The following is an 18,991-nucleotide window of genomic DNA, read 5'->3' as shown; positions in this document are numbered from 1 at the left end:
TGCGCCGGGCGGCAGGCTGATCGGCACTTATCGCTGATCTCTGACCGCGATCCCTTACCCCACGCGACCCATGATGCTCAGCGCCACCGCCTCCGCAATCTTGATCCCGTCCACACCCGCCGACAAAATCCCGCCCGCATAACCGGCGCCTTCACCCGCGGGAAACAAGCCCTGCGTGTTGATGCTTTCCAGCGTCTCGTTATCGCGCTTGATGCGGATAGGTGAAGACGTCCGCGTTTCCACGCCCGTCAGCACGGCATCGGGCATGTTGAAACCCTTGATGGTCTTGTCGAAGGCCGGCAATGCCTCGCGAATGGCGGTGATGGCGAAGTCGGGCAGGGCGGTGGCCAGGTCGGTCAGGTGGACGCCGGGCGTATAGGACGGCTGCACGGAACCGAATTCCGACGAGGCTTTTCCTTGCAGAAAGTCGCCAACCAACTGCCCCGGCGCGCTGTAGTTGCGTCCGCCCAGCTCGAAAGCCTGCGATTCCCACTTGCGCTGAAAGTCGACACCGGCCAGCACGTGCTCCGGATAGTCGACCTCAGGCGAAATCCCCACAACGATGCCGGCGTTGGCATTGCGTTCGTTGCGCGAATACTGGCTCATGCCGTTGGTGACGACGCGGTTGGGTTCGGACGTGGCCGCGACGACCGTGCCGCCCGGGCACATACAGAAGCTGTAAACGGAGCGGCCGTTGCTGGCGTGATGGACCAGTTTGTAATCGGCGGCGCCCAGGATCGGGTGGCCGGCGTTGGGGCCGAAGCGCGCGCGGTCGATCAGGGACTGCGGGTGTTCGATCCGGAAGCCGATGGAGAAGGGCTTGGCTTCCATGTACACGCCCTGGTCGAGCAGCATCTGGAACGTGTCGCGCGCGCTGTGGCCGATGGCAAGGGCGACATGATCGGCTTCGATGTGCTCGCCGTTTGCCAGCGTGACGCCGGTGACCCTGCCGTTCTCGCGGTGCAGCGTTTCAACCCGGCTGGAGAAGCGGACTTCGCCGCCCAGCTTGGTGATGGTGTCGCGCATGACTTCGACCATGCCGACCAGGCGGAACGTGCCGATGTGGGGCTTGCTGACGTAGAGGATTTCCTCGGGCGCGCCGGCCAGGACGAATTCCTTGAGGACCTTTTCGCCGTAGTGCTTGGGGTCCTTGATCTGGCTATAGAGCTTGCCGTCCGAGAACGTGCCCGCGCCGCCTTCGCCGAACTGGACGTTGGAGTCCGGGTTCAGGATGCGCTTGCGCCAGAGGCCCCACGTGTCCTTGGTGCGCTCGCGCACGGCCTTGCCGCGTTCCAGGATGATGGGCTTGAAGCCCATTTGCGCCAGGACCAGGCCGGCGAAGAGACCACAGGGGCCGGTGCCGATGACGATGGGGCGCTTGTTGAGCGTGGAGGGTGCCTGGGCGACGAACTTGTACTCGGTGTCCGGAGACGGCTTGACGTTGCGGTCGTCGTGAAAGCGCTGGAGCAGCGCGGCTTCGTTGGCGACGTCGACATCCAGCGTGTAGATGAGCAGGATGTTGTGCTTTTTGCGCGCGTCGTAGCTGCGCAGGAAGATGGTGTAGCCGTTCAGGTCGCTGGCGGGAATGCCCAGCTTCTTGAGGATTGCCGCGGGCAGTTCCTCGGGCGTGTGGTTCAACGGCAGCTTGATTTCAGACAGACGCAACATGCTTGGGGTCCAGACAGATGGGCGATCACAACGTCGCCAAACGCGAATTGTACTGGACCGCCGCCGTCGGCTGGCCCGGCTTGTGCGGCCGGGCATGCCCGCGTTTACGGCTGCGCTTGGCCGCCGCGCCACCATGCCGTGCCGGCTTGCGGCGCATCGATATCGACGCGCTCTCCCATGACCGGTGTGGCCAGATCGACACCCCGTTCCCGCGCCAGTGCCGAGATGCGCTCGAACGGCTGCTCCCACGGATGCAGCGCCAGGTCGAACGTGCCGTTGTGGATTGGAAGCAGCCAGCCGCCGCGCAGGTCCAGGTGCGCTTGAAGGGTTTCTTCGGGCTGCATGTGGACGAAGGCCCAGCGCTCGTCGTACGCGCCGGTTTCCATGAGGGTCAGGTCGAACGGGCCAAAGGCGTCGCCGATGGCCTTGAAGCCGTCGAAGTAGCCGCTGTCGCCGCTGAAAAAGACCCGCAGGTCGGCGTCCTGGATGACCCACGAGGCCCACAGGCTGCGGTCGCTGTCGGTGAGGCCGCGGCCGGAGAAGTGCTGGGCGGGTGTGGCGGTCAGGCGCAGGCCGTCGACCTCGGTGGACTGCCACCAGTCCAGTTGCTCGACGCGGGCGGGGTCGATGCCCCAGGCCACCAGTTGGTCGCCGACGCCCAGCGGCGCGATAAAGCGGGTGGTCTTGTCCGCAAGCTTTGCGACGGCGGCGCGGTCCAGGTGGTCGTAATGGTTGTGGGACAGGATGACGCCTGCGATTGGAGGCAGGTCGTCGATGCTGATGGGCGGCGCATGAAAGCGCGCGGGGCCGGCCCATTGCACGGGCGAAGCGCGTTCTGAGAAGACCGGGTCGGTCAGCCAGAAGCGGCCGCGCAGTTTCATGAGGATGGTGGAGTGTCCAAGCCGGTAAAGGCTGCGGTCCGGCGCGGCTTCCAGGGCTGCGCGGTCCAGGGTGCGCACGGGGATGGCGATCTCGGGAACCGTGCCGCGTGGCTTGGCAAAGAGGACAGTCCAGGCGAGCTTGACGCCCTTCCAGAAGCCCATGGCGGGGCGCGGACGCGGATTGCTGAAACGTCCGTCGCGCTGCTGGGGGGATTGCGGATAAAGGGGCAAGGCGCGGCGGTTGCAGGCGGTGAGGGCGGTCACGGCGGGTTTTTCCCATGAGGTTTGGAAATGGCGCGTCGGCCGGAAGCTGATCGCGCCAAAAATTACACTGCACAGTGTAGTTTCCAAAATCGAAAAAGTACACCGCCCGGTGTAGAATTTCGCCCATGCCGACAACAGCCTCTGATTCCGCTAACCAACGTCCGTCCACGCGCCTGACCGACCGCAAGCGCGAGGACATCGTGCGCGCCGCGGTGGAGGAATTTCGCACTGCCGGGTTTGAGGCGACCAGCATGGACCGCATTGCCCAGGCCGCGGGCGTGTCCAAACGCACGGTCTACAACCATTTCCCCAGCAAGGAAGCGCTGTTCGCGCTGATGCTGGAGCAGTTGTGGGCCAGCAGTGCTGCGAGCGTCGACATGGCCTACCGGCCCGATCTTCCGCTGGCGCAGCAATTGCGTCAGTTGTTGATGCAGAAGTTGGAGTTGCTGGGCGACGCCAGCTTCATTGATCTGGCGCGCGTCGCCATGGCGGAAATCATTCATTCGCCGGACCGTGCGCAGGACATCGTGTGCCGGATGGACGAGAAGGGCAGTGGGGTGACGGCGTGGATTCAGGCGGCGATCGCCGATGGACGCCTGAAAGCAGTCGACCCGGGCTTTGCGGGCCACCAACTGGAAGGGCTGGTGAAGGGCTTTGCGTTCTGGCCGCAGGTCACGCTGGGGCAGCCGCCATTGAAAAAGGCAGAGCGTGAGCGCGTGGCGGATTCAGCGGTTGGAATGTTCTTGGGGTATTACGCGCAGGCTGATTGAGTCTGCGTGCGTCCGCGGTTGCGCGCCGCCGCAACGCCCCTCAGAAAAGCTTCAGCGCCTGTGCCACGCACAGCGCCAATCCGATCACGATGCCGATCATAAGTGTCTTGCGCAGGCCGCCGCGTGCGGGAACGGCGCCTGGGGCCGGGCCGGCCTCAAAACCTTCAGTCGAAGCGCGTGGCGACGGGATCGCCGCCGCGTCGGGTGATTCGGTCTCGATGGTGAACACGGGCCGGGCCTGCCGATCGGGCATCAGGCCGCTCAAGTCCTTGCTGTCCAAGCCCGCGCCGCGCAGCATGTCCCACAGGCCAGTCATGGCCTGGCCATTGCGCAGGGCCTCGATGCGTTCGCGCTCTGCGCGGGGCACTTCGTCCAGGCTTGCGTAGCGGCGTCCGTTCACGGTGACGGCGCCATCGTCGATCTGGACGTTGAACGTCTCGCCGTTTTCGGTGCCTGAATAGCGCCACGATTCACTGACCGCCACGCCATCCATTCCGCCGTCCAGCAGGACTTCGATTTGCGCGCGCTGCTCGGGCGTGAGGTCCGTTGTGGAACTCCAGCTTCGGGTGATCGTCGAACTGCGCCAGGTCTTTGTGTTGTCGCTCATGTGGGATCTGTCATGGGTTGCAGGGGCCGCCGACAGGACCGTTGCCTCGGCGTTCATGCACGCGCATTGCCGCGCAAATATACCGAATCCATTCACCTTGTTGTCAGAAAAGCCCGCATTCGCGGGCTTCTTACGTTGTCCTTAATGCAAAAGACTTTCCCACGTCAAGAAATTCCATCTGATACGGTCGAACGAGCGGATCAGAAGCGCATAATGCCGACACCTGCTCTTACGTCCCTTTTCAAAGAGCAGTGTTGATTTTGAGCAAGAAAAGAGCGTGTTGTCACTAGCTCGGGCAGTTCGTGTTTCCAGGTTTCATGTTCGGTAGCGCGCTAGGACAACTTGGAGTAATCACGGAGATGTCCATGACTGATGACGCACAGCCGCGCCGGCGGTTTCTGCAGGCGATGGCCATTGTGCCAGCGTCGACGCTGGCGGTCGGCGGCCTGACCGTCGGCTGTACCAACGCCGCCGACGGCAACGCCGCAAAGGCGGCCAAGCCCTACGAACCCACCTATTTCACCAAGGCCGAATGGGCCTTCATCGTTGCCGCGGTGGATCACCTGATTCCCGCCGACGAGTACGGCCCTGGCGCGATCGTGGCCGGCGTGCCCGAGTTCATTGACCGTCAGATGGAAACGCCCTTTGGCCACGGCAAGCTGTGGTACATGGACGGGCCGTTCCACACCGACCAGGTGCCGGAACTGGGCTACCAGCTCGACCAGAATCCCCGCCAGGTCTATCGCAACGGCATCGAGGCCTGTGATGCCTGGTGCGTGAAGACGCACGGCAAGGCATACGCCGAACTGGACAAGGCCCTGCAGGAACAGATCCTGAAGGATCTGCAGTCGGGCAAGATCGCGTTCGAATCCGTGCCGTCCAAGACGTTCTTCAGCTTCCTGCTGGCCAACACCAAGGAAGGTTTCTTTGCCGATCCGATCTACGGCGGCAACAAGAACATGGTGGGCTGGAAGATGGTGGGCTTTCCCGGCGCGCGCGCCGATTTCATGGACTGGGTCGACCAGCCCAACGTGAAGTACCCCTATGGCCCCGTGTCGATCTCTGGGGAGAAGGGTTAAATCATGGCGATCAAGAAAGACAAAGTTGATGCGGTGCTGGTCGGATTCGGCTGGACCGGCGCGATCCTGGGCCAGGAGCTGACCGAAGCGGGCCTGCAAGTGCTGGCGCTGGAGCGCGGCGGCATGCAGGACACGCCCAAGGACGCCGAGTACCCCAAGGTGATCGACGAACTGAAATATTCGGTGCGCGGTTATCTGTTCCAGGACCTGTCCAAGGAAACCGTGACGATCCGCCACGGCGTGGACGACGTGGCCGTGCCGTACCGCCAGAACGGTTCGTTCCTGCTGGGCACGGGCGTGGGCGGCGCGGGCTTTCACTGGAACGGCATGCACTACCGCGTGCTGCCCGAAGAGCTGGAACTGCGCACGCGCTACGAAACGCGCTATGGCAAGAAGTTCATTCCGGAAGGCATGACGATCCAGGATTTCGGCGTGACGTACGACGAGCTGGAGCCGTATTTCTCGAAGTTCGAATACGTGTGCGGTACGTCGGGCAAGGCCGGCAACCTGGACGGCAAGATCGTCGAAGGCGGCAATCCGCTGGAAGGCAAGCGCAGCAAGGAATTCCCGCTGCCGCCGCTGGCCACGACCTACGGCGCCTCGCTGTTCGACAAGGCTGCGCGCGAAGTCGGCTTCAATCCGTATCCCACGCCGGCCGCCAACGCATCGGGCCCGTACACCAACCCGTACGGCGTGCGCCTTGGCCCCTGCAATTTCTGTGGCTTCTGCGAGAACTACGGCTGCTACATGTATTCGAAGGCCTCGCCGCAGACCACCATTCTGCCGGTGCTGCTGAAGAAGCCGAATTTCGAGCTGCGCACGCGTGCGCAGGTCATCAAGGTCAATCTGGATTCGACCGGCAAGAAGGCCGTGGGCGTGACGTACATCGACGCAGACGGCAACGAGGTCGATCAGCCCGCGGATCTCGTGATCCTGTCGGCGTACCAGATGCACAACGTGCGTCTTCTGCTGCTGTCGGGCATCGGCAAGCCGTATGACCCGAAGACCAACGAAGGCGTGGTCGGCAAGAACTACGCGTACCAGATGAACGGCGCGGTCAACGTGCTGCTGCCCAAGGGCACGCAACTGAACCCCTTCGTCGGCACCGGCGCGGGCGGTGTGGGCATGGACGACCTGAACGGCGACCAGTTCGACCACGGCCCGCTGGGCTTTGTGGGCGGCGCCAGCATCCGCCACGTGCGCTACGGCGGCCGTCCCATCAAGCAGACGCCGACGACGCCGGGCACCCCGACGTGGGGCACGGCCTGGAAGGCGGGCGTGCAGGACGCCTATCAGCGCTTCATGACGATCGGCATTTCCGGCTCGGTGATGTCGTACCGCGACGCCTACCTGTCCCTCGATCCGACCTACAAGGACGCCTATGGCCAGCCGCTGCTGCGCATGACGTTCGACTGGCACGACAACGAGTTCGACATGCTGGGCTACATGGGCAAGCGCATGGAGACCGTGGCCAAGGCCATGAATCCTGAAAAGCACTTCGTAGCCGTGCGCAAGAAGGGCGCGCGCTACGACACGCGCGTCTACCAGAGCACGCACAACACGGGCGGCGCCATCATGGGCTCCAACCCCAAGGAAAGCGTGGTCAACAAGTACCTGCAAAGCTGGGACGTGCCGAACGTGTTCGTGATGGGCGCCTGCGTGTTCCCGCAGAACATGGGCTACAACCCGACCGGTCTGGTCGGCGCGCTGGCCTACTGGTCTGCCCAGGCGATCCGCGAGCAGTACCTGAAGAACCCCGGCCCGCTGGTTCAGGCTTAAGGAGACGGAACAATGATCAAGCACTCCATTGTTGCGGCCCTCTCGGCCCTGGTTGCCAGCGCCGCGTTCGCGGCCGGCGGCACGCCCGCATTGACCGACGCGCAGATGATCAAGCAGGGCGAGTACCTGTCGCGCGCCGGCGACTGTATCGCCTGCCACACGGCGTCGGGCGGCAAGCCCTTTGCCGGTGGGTTGGGTATCGATTCGCCGCTGGGCATGATCTATTCGACGAACATCACGCCGGATAAGGAAACGGGCATCGGCAATTATTCGTACGAGGACTTCGACCGGGCCGTGCGCCACGGCGTGGCCAAGGACGGACATTCGTTGTATCCGGCCATGCCTTACACCGCCTACGCCAACGTCACCCCCGACGATGTGAAGGCCCTGTACGCCTACTTCATGCACGGCGTCGAGCCCGTGAAGCAGGAAAACAAGGACACGGACATTGTCTGGCCGATGTCGATGCGCTGGCCGTTGACGGTGTGGCGTTGGGTGTTTGCGCCCGACGTCGTCACGGCGCCGGTCACCATCGACGCCAGCGGCGCCGACAAGCAGGCGCTGCTGCGCGGCCGATACCTCGTTGAGGGCCTGGGCCATTGCAGCACCTGCCACACGCCGCGCGGCGTGGCCTTGCAGGAAAAGGCGCTGACCGACGCGGACGGCTCGGCCTTCCTGTCGGGCGGCGTGGTCGAAGGCTGGCTGGCCAAGAACCTGCGCGGCGACGCGACCGACGGCCTGGGCGCCTGGACCAAGGAAGACATCACGACCTTCCTGAAGTCCGGCCGCAACGGTCATTCGGCGGCGTTCGGCGGCATGGCGCAAGTGGTCGAGGAAAGCACGCAGCACCTGACCGACGACGACCTGAATGCCATCGCGGTGTACCTGAAGAGTCTGCCGCCGGTGAACAAGGACGCCACCAAGCCGCTGGCCTATGACGAGTCCGTGGCAAATGCGCTGCGCACCGGCAAGGACAAGAGCGACGGCGCCATGGCCTTCCTGAACAACTGCGCGGCTTGCCATCGCAGCACGGGCAAGGGCTACACCGAGACGTTCCCGCAGCTCGCGCTGAGCTCGACGGTCAACTCGGCTGATCCGGCGTCGTTGATCCACATCGTGCTCAAGGGCGCCCAGATGCCGGGCACGGCGTCGGCCCCCACCGCGTACGCGATGCCGGGCTTCGACTGGCGCATGACCGACAAGGAAGTCGCCGACGTGGTGAGCTTCGTTCGGTCGAGCTGGGGCAACAAGGGCGCGGCAGTCAGCGCGTCCGACGTGGCCAAGGTGCGCAAGGACATCGGCGCCGCGCCGCAGCCGGTGCGCGCGCAGTGATGTGACGATGTCGTGATCGACTCCCGCCGGGGTATGGGCGGGAGGCAAACGGCGCTGGACAGCCTGAGGCTTTCCGGCGCCGTTTTTCATGCGCGCTTTTCATGCAATGCGGGATGCGGGTTTGACAAGCCGCAAGCATCGGAGCAAGCTGCGCAACATGTCTCGGACCCGCGCGCCTTCCGCCCTGATTATTGCCACCATCGGTTTGATGGTGGGTTAGCGCGTTTACCGGACATCGCTACACAAACCCGCCAAGAGGCGGGTTTGTCGTTTCCGCCTCCTGGTTTTTCTTCTGACAGGAGCTTTCCATGCCTTCCCCTGCAACCGTCCACGACACTGCCGAACCCATGCTGCATTTCCTGTGCGGCAAGATCGGCGCGGGCAAATCCACGCTGGCTGCCCGATTGGCGGCGCAGCCCCGGACCCTGCTGCTTAGTGAAGACCGCTGGCTGGCGGCGCTGTATCCGGGCGAAATCGTGGACGTGACGGACTACGGGCGCTGCGCCAGCCGCCTGCGCAACGCCATGGGCAGCCATGTCGTGGCGCTGGTGGCGGCGGGGCTGTCGGTGGTGCTGGACTTTCCGGCCAACACGCGCCGCAGCCGCGAGTGGCTGCGCGACGTGGCCAAGGAGGCTGGGTGCGCCCACACGCTGCATTATCTGGACGTGCCCGACGCGGTCTGCAAGGCTCGGCTGCGCGTGCGCAATGCATCGGGCGAGCACCCCTTTACCACCAGCGAGGCCGAGTACGACGCCATCACGGCATATTTCGTGGAGCCGGATCAGGCAGAGGGGCTGACCATCGTGCGTCACGCTTGGACAGAATCCGGACAGGCCGGCCTGCTATGATTACTGGATAAATAAACAGTCCACCCGGCTGCCGCCGATGTTGCCCCCGCACCGTTACTACTATCTGCACAATTTCCAGCGCGCGCTGGCGTGGGTCTCGGACCGCTACGCCGACCTGCTGGACGAAGACGATTGCCGCTTTCTGGCGGATTTCGCGGCGTTGCCGCAGGCGTCGCAGGCGTTGATGGTGCGCATGCTGATGCGGCGCGGCCCGTGGTTTCGTGCCAGCCGGCTGGTGTACGAAGAGATCCCGGCCGTCCAAGAAGCGGCCGCGGCGCTGGAAGCGCTGGGGTGGCTCAACACGCGGGCGCCGATGTCGCTGAATGAACTGTTTGCGCTATTGACCAAGCCCGAGCTGTGCCGCGTGTTCGCATCGCAGGCGGCAGCCAAGCCGGGCGCGCGCAAGGCCGACATGCTGGAGACGCTGCGGGCAGAATTGCCCGACGCCCGGCCGTTCTGCGGCTGGGCGCCCGATTTCTTGGAAGCCGTCTGGCGCGTGATGGTGGCGGACCGCTGCGAACGGCTGCGCCTCATGTTCTTCGGCAATCTGCATCAGGATTGGTCGGAATTCGTGCTGGCAGACCTGGGCGTGTTCCAGTACGAGACCGTGCCGTTCGATGCGGCGTCGCGGGCATTCCAGACGCGCGCGGACGTGGACTGCTATCTGGCGCTGCACGCGTGCCGCCGGGCGCTGGACGAGGGCGCGGCCGTGGACGACCTGCTGCGCGCGGCACAGGCGTGCGTCAGCGGCAACGCCTGGTTGGAAAAGCGCCGCGCCAAGGTGTTGTTGCGTATTGGACAAGCCTGCGAACGCGCGCAGGACTGGGACGCCGCCCAGCGCGTGTACGCGGCCTGTGGCTATCCGGGCGCGCGGCATCGGCGCATCCGGGTGTATGAACGGATGCAGCGGTTCGAGGACGCGATGGCGCTGGCCTTGACGGCCGCCGACGCGCCCGAAAGCGAAGAAGAGTCCCAACGCGTGGCGCGCATGATGCCGCGCTTGCGGCGCGGGCTGGGGCAGGGCGCGGCGGCACGTGCGACGGCGCCCATCCTGCCCCGCACGGAACTGGCGCTGGCCCGCCCGGCGCAACCGTCCGCGGTGGAATACGTAACGCGCGATCACCTGCATCACGATGACGCGCCGGTGCATTACGTCGAAAACGCGCTGATCAATTCGCTGTTCGGGTTGCTTTGCTGGCCGGCCGTGTTTGCGCCGCTGCCGGGCGCGTTCTTTCATCCGTTCCAACGGGGGCCCGCCGACCTGGAAGCGCCGGATTTTCACGCGCGGCGGCAGGCGCACTTCGATGCCTGCCTGGCGCAACTGGATACGCCCGCCTATCGCGACGTCATCCTGCAACGGTACGCCGACAAGGCGGGCTTGCAGTCGCCGTTTGTGTTCTGGGGCGCCTTGTCCGACACGTTGCTGGCGCAGGCGCTGGACTGCCTGCCGGCCGCGCATCTGAAGCTCTTCTTTACGCGGCTGCTGCGCGACGTGAAGGGCAACCGGACCGGCCTGCCGGATCTGGTGCGCTTCTGGCCCGCCGAGCGCCGCTATGAATTGATCGAGGTGAAGGGGCCGGGCGACAAGCTGCAGGACAACCAGATCCGCTGGCTGCAGTATTGCGTGGCGCACGGGATGCCGGTGCGCGTGTGCCACGTGAGCTGGTTGCAGGAGGCTGCATGAGTTACGCGGTGGCGGTGCGGGCGTTGTGCGAGTTCACGGCACGGGCCGGTGATCTGGACCTGCGTTTCACGCCCGCGCCCAGCGGCCTGGAAGGCATGGCCGGGCACGCGATGGTGACAGGGCGGCGCGGGCCGGATTACGAAACCGAAGTCTCGTTGTCCGGCGTGTTTGGCGATCTGCTGGTGCGCGGGCGTGCCGACGGCTACGACCCGGCGGCCAACCAGCTCGAAGAGATCAAGACCTATCGCGGACAGTTCGACAGCGTGCGCGAGAATCATCGCGTGGTGCATTGGGCGCAGGCTAAGGTGTACGGCCATCTGCTGTGCCAGGCACGCGATCTGGCGAACGTGCGGGTGGCGCTGGTCTACTACAACGTGGCGACCGAGGAAGAGACCGTGCTGGTGGAAACGCACGAGGCCGCGGATCTGGCTGCGTTCTTCCAACTGCAATGCGAGCGCTTTCTTGCGTGGGCCAAGGCGGAATTGGCGCACCGCCAGGCGCGCGACGCGGCGCTTGAGACGCTGGCGTTTCCGCATGGGGAGTTTCGTGCGGGCCAGCGCGATCTGGCGGTGGCCGTGTACCGCACGGCCCGCGATGGCCGCTGCCTGATGGCACAGGCTCCCACCGGCATCGGCAAGACGTTGGGCACGATTTTTCCGCTGCTCAAGGCCAGTCCGGGCACGGGCCTGGACAAGGTGTTTTTCCTGGCGGCAAAGGGGTCGGGCCGCGGGTTGGCGGTTGAAGCGCTGGAAACCATCAATGCGCAGCCCGCCAAGCCGGGCTTGCGGATCCTGGATCTGCAGGCGCGCGATAAAAGCTGCGTGCATCCGGACCTGGCCTGCCACGGCGATTCGTGCCCGCTGGCGCGCGGCTTTTACGACCGCCTGCCGCAGGCCCGCGCCGCGGCGCTGGAACACACGCGGCTGGACGCGCCTGCCGTGCGCGCCACCGCGCTGGAACACGACGTGTGTCCGTATTACCTGTCGCAGGAGCTGATCCGCTGGAGCGACGTGGTGGTGGGCGACTACAACTATTACTACGACGCCACGGCCATGTTGCATGCGCTGACGCAGGCGCATCAATGGAAGGTGGCCGTGCTGGTCGACGAAGCGCACAACCTGGTGGACCGCGCGCGCCGCATGTACACAGGCGAGCTCGACCAGAACCGGCTGACCGCCGCGCGATATGCGGCGCCGAAGGCGCTTAAAAAGTCGCTGGACGGACTGCACCGGTCGTGGAACGCGCTGAACAAGAAGCAGACTGAACGCTATCAGGCGTATGACGCCGCGCCGGCCGGCGTGCTGACGGCGGTGCAGAAGGCGGTGGCGGCCATCACCGAGTTCATCGGCCAGACGCCGCTGCCGCAGGACGATCCGTTGGTGGGGTTCTATTTCGAGGCGCTGCATTTCATGCGGCTGGCCGAGCAGTTTGGCTCGCATGCGTTGTTTGACGTCACGCTGGGCGAGGCGGGCGTCAGCAGCGCCAAGACCCCGCCGTCGACGCTGTGCGTGCGTAATGTGATTCCCGCGCCGTATCTGGCCGCGCGCTACGCGACGGCGCACGCGACGGTGCTGTTCTCCGGCACGCTGAGTCCGCAGCAGTTTTACCGGGACACGCTGGGCCTGCCGAAGGACACGCCCTGGATCGACGTGGCCGCGCCGTTTCAGGCGGGGCAGCTTGCCGTGCGCGTCGTGGGCAACGTGTCGACGCGCTTTCGCGATCGCGAGCGTTCGCTGGCGCCCATCGCGGACCTGATTGCCCGGCAGTACGCCGAGCGGCCGGGCAATTACCTGGGCTTTCTAAGCAGCTTTGACTACCTGAAGCGCGTGGCCGACCTGATGCGCGAGCGCCATCCCCAGGTGCCGATCTGGCTGCAGACGCCGGGCATGGACGAGCCAGGCCGTGCGGCCTTCCTGGCGCGGTTTAGCGAAACGGGGCAGGGCGTGGGATTCGCGGTGCTGGGCGGCGCATTTTCGGAAGGCGTGGACCTGCCGGGCAAGCGGTTGATCGGCGCGTTCATCGCGACGCTGGGGCTGCCGCAGGTCAATCCCGTGAACGAAAACATGAAGCGCGCCATGGACTTGCGCTATGGCGAAGAGAACGGCTACGACTATACGTATCTGTACCCGGGCATGCAGAAGGTGGTGCAGGCGGCAGGCCGGGTCATCCGGACCGAACACGATGAAGGCACCGTGCACCTCATCGATGACCGCTATCGGCGCGCCAAGGTGCGCGGGTTGCTGCCCGGGTGGTGGCGAGTGGACTGAACGTGCGAGGCGAGAAGCGAGGCGCGCGAGGCGCTAAGCGATGCGCGGTTCGGGGTGCAGATCGGAGTGCAGTTCGGGGTGCGCCGGCGAACGCAGTTCGGTCAGCGGCTGGTTGGGATCGCGCGACAACTGATAACCGTACCAAAGGCTGCGCGCCATGCGCTTGGCCATTTCCTGCGCGGCGTCGGCCAAGGCGCGGTTGGGCAGCGCGTCGGTTGTCTCGTTGAACAGAACCAGCCAGCGTTCGAAGAGCTCGGCTTTCAGGTTGGGCATGGCCGCGTGCTTGGGCATGGGCATGCCGGTAAAGCGGCGTGTGCCCAGGATGACGGCGGACCAGAAGTCCGAGAGCGTGGCCAGATGCTCGTCCCAATCGTGAACCATGCCGTTGAAGATGGGGCCGAGCGCGTCGTCGGCGCGCGCCTTGGCGTAGAAGGTGTGGACCAGGTCCTGGATTTCGGCCTCGGTGCAGATGTCGGCGGTGTCGGTGTCGGTGGCGATGTCGTGCGTGGTCAAGATGGTCTCCGGGCGGGGGGGCAGGAGGCGATCTTAGGGCGAGGGCGGAAGCCCACGGGTTGATATGGCTCAAGCGACGCGACGGAATTTATTCGGACGCGTGCGCCGGCGGGATCAGCATCCGTTTTAGGCAATAATGATATCCATTCTTATTAAGGCAGGATGGATATGCGACAGATGAACGGGCAGCGCAATGGCCTGACTTCGACGGTATTGGCCGTTGCGTTGAAAGCGGCAATGACCGCCGCGCTGGCCGCGACGGCGCCCGGCCTGGCGGCGGCACAGTCCGCGCAAGGCGCGGTGACGCCGCAAGCCCACGCCGACAAGCCGCTGCCCATGCAACAGGGCGAATTCTTGGCGGGGACGTGGTCGGCGGACAGCGGCGTGACACTGGATCTGCTGGACCCGCAAGGGCGGCACGTGCGCCGGCTGAGCGACCGTGAAAAGCCGGCCGGCGTTTTGATGCTGGTGGGGCCGGCGGATGGAACGTACACGGTACGGGCGCAGGGGCAGGGCGCGTATGAATGGTCCGTGACCGAACGCCTGCCGCTATCCGGGCAGCATGCGCCGGCGCCTACGCTGGATAGTCCGCGCCTGGCTACGCTCGCGCAGACGCTGGCACAGGGCGGCACGACGGCCGCATTCTGGGACGAGATGAAGCGCCAGGGCACGCCGCTGATCGAGCCCGCAACCGCCACGCATGATCGCGTGACCTTTCTCTGGCAGGGCGCGCAGCGCAACGTCCGCCTGTTCGGCGGTCCGTCGACAGATCACGCGCAGTTGTCGCGGCTGGGCGATTCCGACGTCTGGTACGTGAGCTTCCTGGTGCCGAAGACGGCGCGCCTGTCGTACCGGCTGGCGCCCGATGTGCCGGAACTCCCGGGGACCGGCATGGCGCGGCGCCGCGCGATCCTTGCCACGGCGCAGGCCGACCCCAACAATCCCAAGGTCTATCCCGAGCGCGGCATCGACGCGTTCCAGACCTATTCGGTGATGGAACTGGCGGACGCGCCGCCGCAGCCGTGGGTCGAGCCGCGCGCGGACGTGCCCGCCGGCAGCGTCGAGGCGCTGGAGCTGCGCAGCGACATCCTGGGCAATACGCGCACGATTCACCTGTACCGGCCGGCGGGCTGGAAGCCAGATGGTGCGGACAATCACGTGCTGGTGCTGTTCGACGCGGGCGCCTATCTGGGGCGCGTGCCCACGCCGACCATCCTGGACAACATGATCGCGGCCGGCGCCATTCCGCCCACGGCGGCGCTGCTGATCGACAACCCGACCGCGGACTCGCGCGGCCGCGAGCTGCCGCCCAATCCGGCTTTTGCCGAATTCCTGGCGCGCGAGCTCATGCCGTGGGCGCGCAAGCAGGGCATTGCGGCGCCGGCGGCGCGCACGGTGATCGGCGGGTCGAGCTATGGCGGTCTTGCGTCCTCGTATGCGGCGCTGCGCCATCCCGAGGTCTTCGGCAACGTGCTCAGCCAGTCCGGGTCGTACTGGTGGTCGCCGCCCGGCGAGGAAGACCAGTGGCTGACGCGGCAATTCGTGGCGGTTCGCACGCTGCCGGTGCGGTTCTTCCTGGGCGCGGGCCTGTTCGAATCGGGGCGCGGCGGCCAGCCCGGCATCCTGGAGACCAACCGCCATCTGCGCGACGTGCTGCGGGCCAAGGGTTATCTCGTGACCCATCGCGAGGTGGCGGGCGGCCACGATTATCTGAGCTGGCGTGGGACCTTGTCGGACGGGTTGCTGGAACTGATCGGCAAGAACGGCCTGGCGCGGCAGTAGACGGGGCGCCGGCCCGCGCTGCATGCAGCCGTCGTTCCCTGCGCGCGGGGCCGCCGATTTGCGTAGTATTGTCGCGATGCGCGCGGCTGGCGGCCGCGCTGCGCCCAATGACAATACGCGCGCCCGGCGGATCCGCGGCGCGCGCCAAGGAGACGAACGCCCATGCCTACCCCCGCCCCGCTCAATGACATCGTGGCCATGCCCGCGCACGCGCTGTCGGACGCCATCCGCAGCCGCCGGGTGTCCTGCCGCGAAGTGATGCAGGCCTATCTGGCGCATATCGACCGGGTCAATCCCAAGCTGAACGCCATCGTCGCGCGCCGCGACAGCGACGAGCTGCTGCGCGAGGCCGATGCGCGGGATGCGCAGTTGGCCGCGGGGCAATGGCAGGGCTGGCTGCACGGCATTCCGCAAGCGCCCAAGGACTTGACCGCCGTGCGCGGCATGGTCACCTCGATGGGCTCGCTGGTCTACAAGGACGTGGTGACGGCGCACGATTCGATTCTGGTCGAGCGCATGCGCGCCGCCGGTGCGATCTTCATCGGCCGCAGCAATGTGCCGGAATTCGGCCTGGGCTCGCACACCTACAACAGGGTCTATGGCGCCACCGGCAATCCTTATGACGTGACCAAGACCGCCGGCGGCAGCAGCGGCGGGGCGGCGGCGGCGTTGGCAGCGCGCATGCTGCCCGTGGCTGATGGCAGCGACTTCGGCGGCTCGTTGCGCAATCCGGCGGCGTTCTGCAACGTGTATGGCATGCGGCCCTCGGCCGGCCGCGTGCCTTCCGGCCCGTCGCCCGAGGTCTTCCTGAAGCAGCTTTCCTACGAAGGCCCCATGGGGCGCACGCCGCGCGACGTGGCGTTGCTGCTGTCGGTGATCGCCGGCCACGACAAGCGCGCGCCGCTGTCGCTGACGGACGATCCGGCGCTGTTCGCGCAGCCGCTGGACGCGGACTTGTCCGGCAAGCGCGTGGGCTGGCTGGGCGATTGGGGCGGCTACCTGGCGATGGAGCCCGGCATCCTGGACCTTTGCGAAGCGGCCCTGAAGGACCTGGTGACAGCCGGCTGCCAGGTCGACGACTACCAGGTGCCTTTCGCGGGCGACCGGCTGTGGCGCATCTGGCTGGCGCACCGCCACCTGATGGTGGGCGGGCAGTTCCACGCCCTGGTCAACAACCCCGAGACCCGTAAGCTGGTCAAGCCGGCGCTGATCTGGGAGGTCGAAGGGCTGGAAGGCGTGACCGCCCGCCAGATCTATCAGGCGACCGAGGAACGCAGCGCGTGGTACCAGACGGTGCTGCGCATGTTTGAAGACGTCGACTACCTGGCGGTGCCGTCGGCGCAGGTGTTTCCGTTCGATGTGAACCTGGATTGGCCCAAGGCGATCGCGGGCCGGCCGATGGACACCTATCACCGCTGGATGGAGACAGTGACACCGTGGACGCTGGCTGGTTGCCCTGTTATCAGCGTGCCGGTGGGCTTTAACGCCGAAGGGCTGCCGATGGGCATGCAGTTGATTGGTCCGCCCCGGGGCGACCTTGCCGTGCTGCAACTGGCTCACGCCTATGAAAAGGCGCGCGACTGGGTGCAGGAGCGGCCGCCGGCGGCGCTGTGGGGCGTCGCGTAATGACCGTTACGCAATGACCGTCACGTACCGATGCTCACAAACTTCGATTGATTTTGTGTAATAAATCTTTGCATTTTTCCGACAAGCTAGCCATGTTTTGCGTTTTCCCGCGTTTTTCATGGCTGTGACACGGCACCTTTGTAATAATTGTCGAAATTTCCCACATTCCCGCCTAAACCTCCGGCTGCGGGCAGGCCGGCGCGGGAATAATCCAGGGGCGTCCCGCCAGGGCGTCGACGAGTCGATACAGTACAAAGGTCTCCCGGTATGAAGAATGTGACGCTCCGCCAGCGCATCCTGGTCAGTTTCCTGGCGGTTCTCGCCATCATGACGCTGATGGTGGTGGTGGACTACCGGCGGCTACTGCATGTCGAAGCCCAAGCCGAAATGATCAACAACGATGCCGTGCCCGGCATCTACTACAGCACGTCGATCCGGGCGTCGTGGTTCGCCGGGTTTGTGGTGGTGCAGGACGCCTTCAACGCGTCCACCGAGGCGGAGCGCCGCGCCGCGCTGGAGACGCTGCCACGCAATGATGTGCAGCTTGACGAGCACATCGAGTTCTACCGGCGCACCATCTCCCGGCAGGACGACCAGCAACTGTTCGACGAATTCGAAAAGGAGCTGCAGGCGTACAAACGCATCCGGGCCGAGATCCTGACGCCCGCGATGCTGGCGGATCCGAACCGCGCGCAAACGCGCATCGTGTCCGAGCTGCGGCCGTCGTTTTACCGGGGGCGCGATACCCTGGCCAAGATGGTTGCCGAAAACAAGCGGCAGGCCGACGACGCCGCGGTCAGCATCAAGGAGTCGGTGGACGCCGCCGAGACCGGCATGCTGGTGTCCTTGGCGATGGCCATCGCCGCGTCCATCGTGTGCGGGTTCCTGCTCCTGCGCGCCATCGTCAACCCCATGCGCGACATCGTGAAGACCCTGGAAGCCACGGGAAGCGGCGACCTGACCCGCCGGCTGAAGCTGGCGCGCAACGACGAGTTCAACGCCATCGAAACGGGATTCAACGGCATGGTCGACGAGCTGACCGGTCTGGTCGCCCGGACGCAGCGATCGGCCGTGCAGGTGGCCACGTCGGTGACGGAAATCGCCGCGACGTCCAAGCAGCAGCAGGCCACCGCGTCGGAAGTGGCCGCCACCACCACCGAAATCGGCGCCACGTCGCGCGAGATCTCTGCAACGTCCCGCGAACTGGTGCGCACCATGACCGAAGTTTCCAGCGCGGCCGAACAGACCGCCACGCTGGCCGGCAGCGGACAGGTCGGCCTGGCGCGCATGGAAGACACCATGCGCAACGTGGTGGGTGCGGCGGGCTCGGTCAACGCCAAGCTTGCGGTGCTGAATGAAAAGGCCGGCAATATCACGCAGGTCGTGACGACCATCACCAAGGTGGCGGACCAGACCAACCTCTTGTCGCTGAACGCGGCGATCGAAGCCGAGAAGGCGGGCGAGTACGGCCGCGGCTTCGTGGTGGTGGCCACCGAGATCCGACGCCTTGCCGACCAGACGGCGGTGGCGACCTACGACATCGAACAGATGGTGCGTGAGATCCAGTCGTCGGTGTCGGCCGGCGTCATGGGCATGGACAAGTTTTCCGAGGAAGTGCGCCGCGGCATGGCCGACATGCAGCAGGTGGGCGACCAGTTGTCGCAGATCATCCAGCAGGTGCAGACGCTGGCGCCGCGCGTGCAGATGGTCAACGAGGGCATGCAGGCGCAGGCCACCGGGGCCGAACAGATCAACCAGGCCCTGCAGCAGCTCAGCGACGCGGCACAGCAGACGGTCGAGTCGCTGCGGCAGTCCAGCCTTGCCATTGAAGAGCTGACGCTGGTGGCCAACGACCTGCGCAGCGGCGTGTCGCGCTTCAAGGTGTGATCGT

The 18,991-nt window shown here is 65.6% G+C and carries 14 protein-coding genes; 10 read left to right on the top strand and 4 right to left on the bottom strand.

The annotated features are described in order from the left end of the window. Positions 1–54 precede the first annotated feature (54 nt). Both AC6LJW_RS13615 and AC6LJW_RS13610 read right to left on the bottom strand, forming a co-directional pair. Positions 55–1,668 (bottom strand): NAD(P)/FAD-dependent oxidoreductase, encoded by a 1,614-nt coding sequence (locus tag AC6LJW_RS13615; protein ID WP_498087549.1) that lies wholly within the window; start codon positions 1,666–1,668, stop codon positions 55–57. Between the two features lie 104 nt (positions 1,669–1,772). Next, positions 1,773–2,813, bottom strand: coding sequence for an MBL fold metallo-hydrolase (locus AC6LJW_RS13610; RefSeq protein WP_498087548.1), 1,041 nt, complete (start codon positions 2,811–2,813; stop codon positions 1,773–1,775). Between the two features lie 125 nt (positions 2,814–2,938). Here AC6LJW_RS13610 and AC6LJW_RS13605 point away from each other — a divergent pair, with 125 nt between their 5' ends. Continuing rightward, a complete protein-coding gene (locus AC6LJW_RS13605; RefSeq protein ID WP_498087547.1) occupies positions 2,939–3,583 on the top strand; it encodes a TetR/AcrR family transcriptional regulator in 645 nt (214 codons plus the stop codon). 40 nt (positions 3,584–3,623) lie between these two features. Here AC6LJW_RS13605 and AC6LJW_RS13600 read toward each other — a convergent pair whose 3' ends face one another. Continuing rightward, the gene (locus tag AC6LJW_RS13600) at positions 3,624–4,190 is read right to left on the bottom strand and encodes a hypothetical protein (protein ID WP_498087546.1); all 567 of its coding nucleotides are present in this window, start codon (positions 4,188–4,190) and stop codon (positions 3,624–3,626) included. 365 nt (positions 4,191–4,555) lie between these two features. Here AC6LJW_RS13600 and AC6LJW_RS13595 point away from each other — a divergent pair, with 365 nt between their 5' ends. The 6 genes from AC6LJW_RS13595 (at position 4,556) to AC6LJW_RS13570 (ending at position 13,179) form a co-directional block, all read left to right on the top strand. After that, positions 4,556–5,269, top strand: coding sequence for a gluconate 2-dehydrogenase subunit 3 family protein (locus AC6LJW_RS13595; RefSeq protein WP_427984714.1), 714 nt, complete (start codon positions 4,556–4,558; stop codon positions 5,267–5,269). A 3-nt stretch (positions 5,270–5,272) separates the two neighbouring features. Next, positions 5,273–7,048: a GMC family oxidoreductase gene (locus AC6LJW_RS13590; RefSeq protein ID WP_498087545.1), complete on the top strand. Its 1,776-nt coding sequence runs from the start codon at positions 5,273–5,275 to the stop codon at positions 7,046–7,048. 12 nt (positions 7,049–7,060) lie between these two features. Further along, positions 7,061–8,380, top strand: coding sequence for a cytochrome c (locus tag AC6LJW_RS13585; RefSeq protein WP_498087544.1), 1,320 nt, complete (start codon positions 7,061–7,063; stop codon positions 8,378–8,380). 308 nt (positions 8,381–8,688) lie between these two features. Next, on the top strand, positions 8,689–9,228 hold the full coding sequence (locus tag AC6LJW_RS13580; RefSeq protein ID WP_498087543.1) for a P-loop nucleotide/nucleoside kinase family protein: 540 nt from the start codon (positions 8,689–8,691) through the stop codon (positions 9,226–9,228). 37 nt (positions 9,229–9,265) lie between these two features. Further along, positions 9,266–10,912 carry a VRR-NUC domain-containing protein gene (locus tag AC6LJW_RS13575; protein WP_498087542.1) on the top strand — a complete coding sequence of 549 codons (1,647 nt, stop codon included), beginning with the start codon at positions 9,266–9,268 and terminating at the stop codon, positions 10,910–10,912. Next, entirely contained in the window at positions 10,909–13,179 is a 2,271-nt protein-coding gene (locus AC6LJW_RS13570; protein ID WP_498087541.1) for an ATP-dependent DNA helicase, read from the top strand. Before AC6LJW_RS13575 ends, AC6LJW_RS13570 begins: the two co-directional genes overlap by 4 nt. 33 nt (positions 13,180–13,212) lie before the next feature. Here the strand turns inward: AC6LJW_RS13570 and AC6LJW_RS13565 are convergent, their stop codons facing one another. Beyond that, positions 13,213–13,692 (bottom strand): group III truncated hemoglobin, encoded by a 480-nt coding sequence (locus tag AC6LJW_RS13565; protein ID WP_235512052.1) that lies wholly within the window; start codon positions 13,690–13,692, stop codon positions 13,213–13,215. A 168-nt stretch (positions 13,693–13,860) separates the two neighbouring features. Here AC6LJW_RS13565 and AC6LJW_RS13560 point away from each other — a divergent pair, with 168 nt between their 5' ends. From AC6LJW_RS13560 to AC6LJW_RS13550, 3 genes are all read left to right on the top strand, one after another. Beyond that, entirely contained in the window at positions 13,861–15,474 is a 1,614-nt protein-coding gene (locus tag AC6LJW_RS13560; RefSeq protein ID WP_498087540.1) for an alpha/beta hydrolase-fold protein, read from the top strand. A gap of 162 nt (positions 15,475–15,636) precedes the next feature. Continuing rightward, positions 15,637–17,100 (top strand): amidase, encoded by a 1,464-nt coding sequence (locus AC6LJW_RS13555; RefSeq protein WP_056561994.1) that lies wholly within the window; start codon positions 15,637–15,639, stop codon positions 17,098–17,100. A gap of 267 nt (positions 17,101–17,367) precedes the next feature. Continuing rightward, positions 17,368–18,987, top strand: a complete 1,620-nt coding sequence (locus tag AC6LJW_RS13550) for a methyl-accepting chemotaxis protein (RefSeq protein ID WP_498087539.1) — start codon at positions 17,368–17,370, stop codon at positions 18,985–18,987. The last annotated feature ends 4 nt before the right edge of the window (positions 18,988–18,991 follow it).

The organism is Achromobacter sp. 1012554356, assembly GCF_059760815.1.
This window is presented reverse-complemented; position numbering and strand designations above follow the sequence as displayed.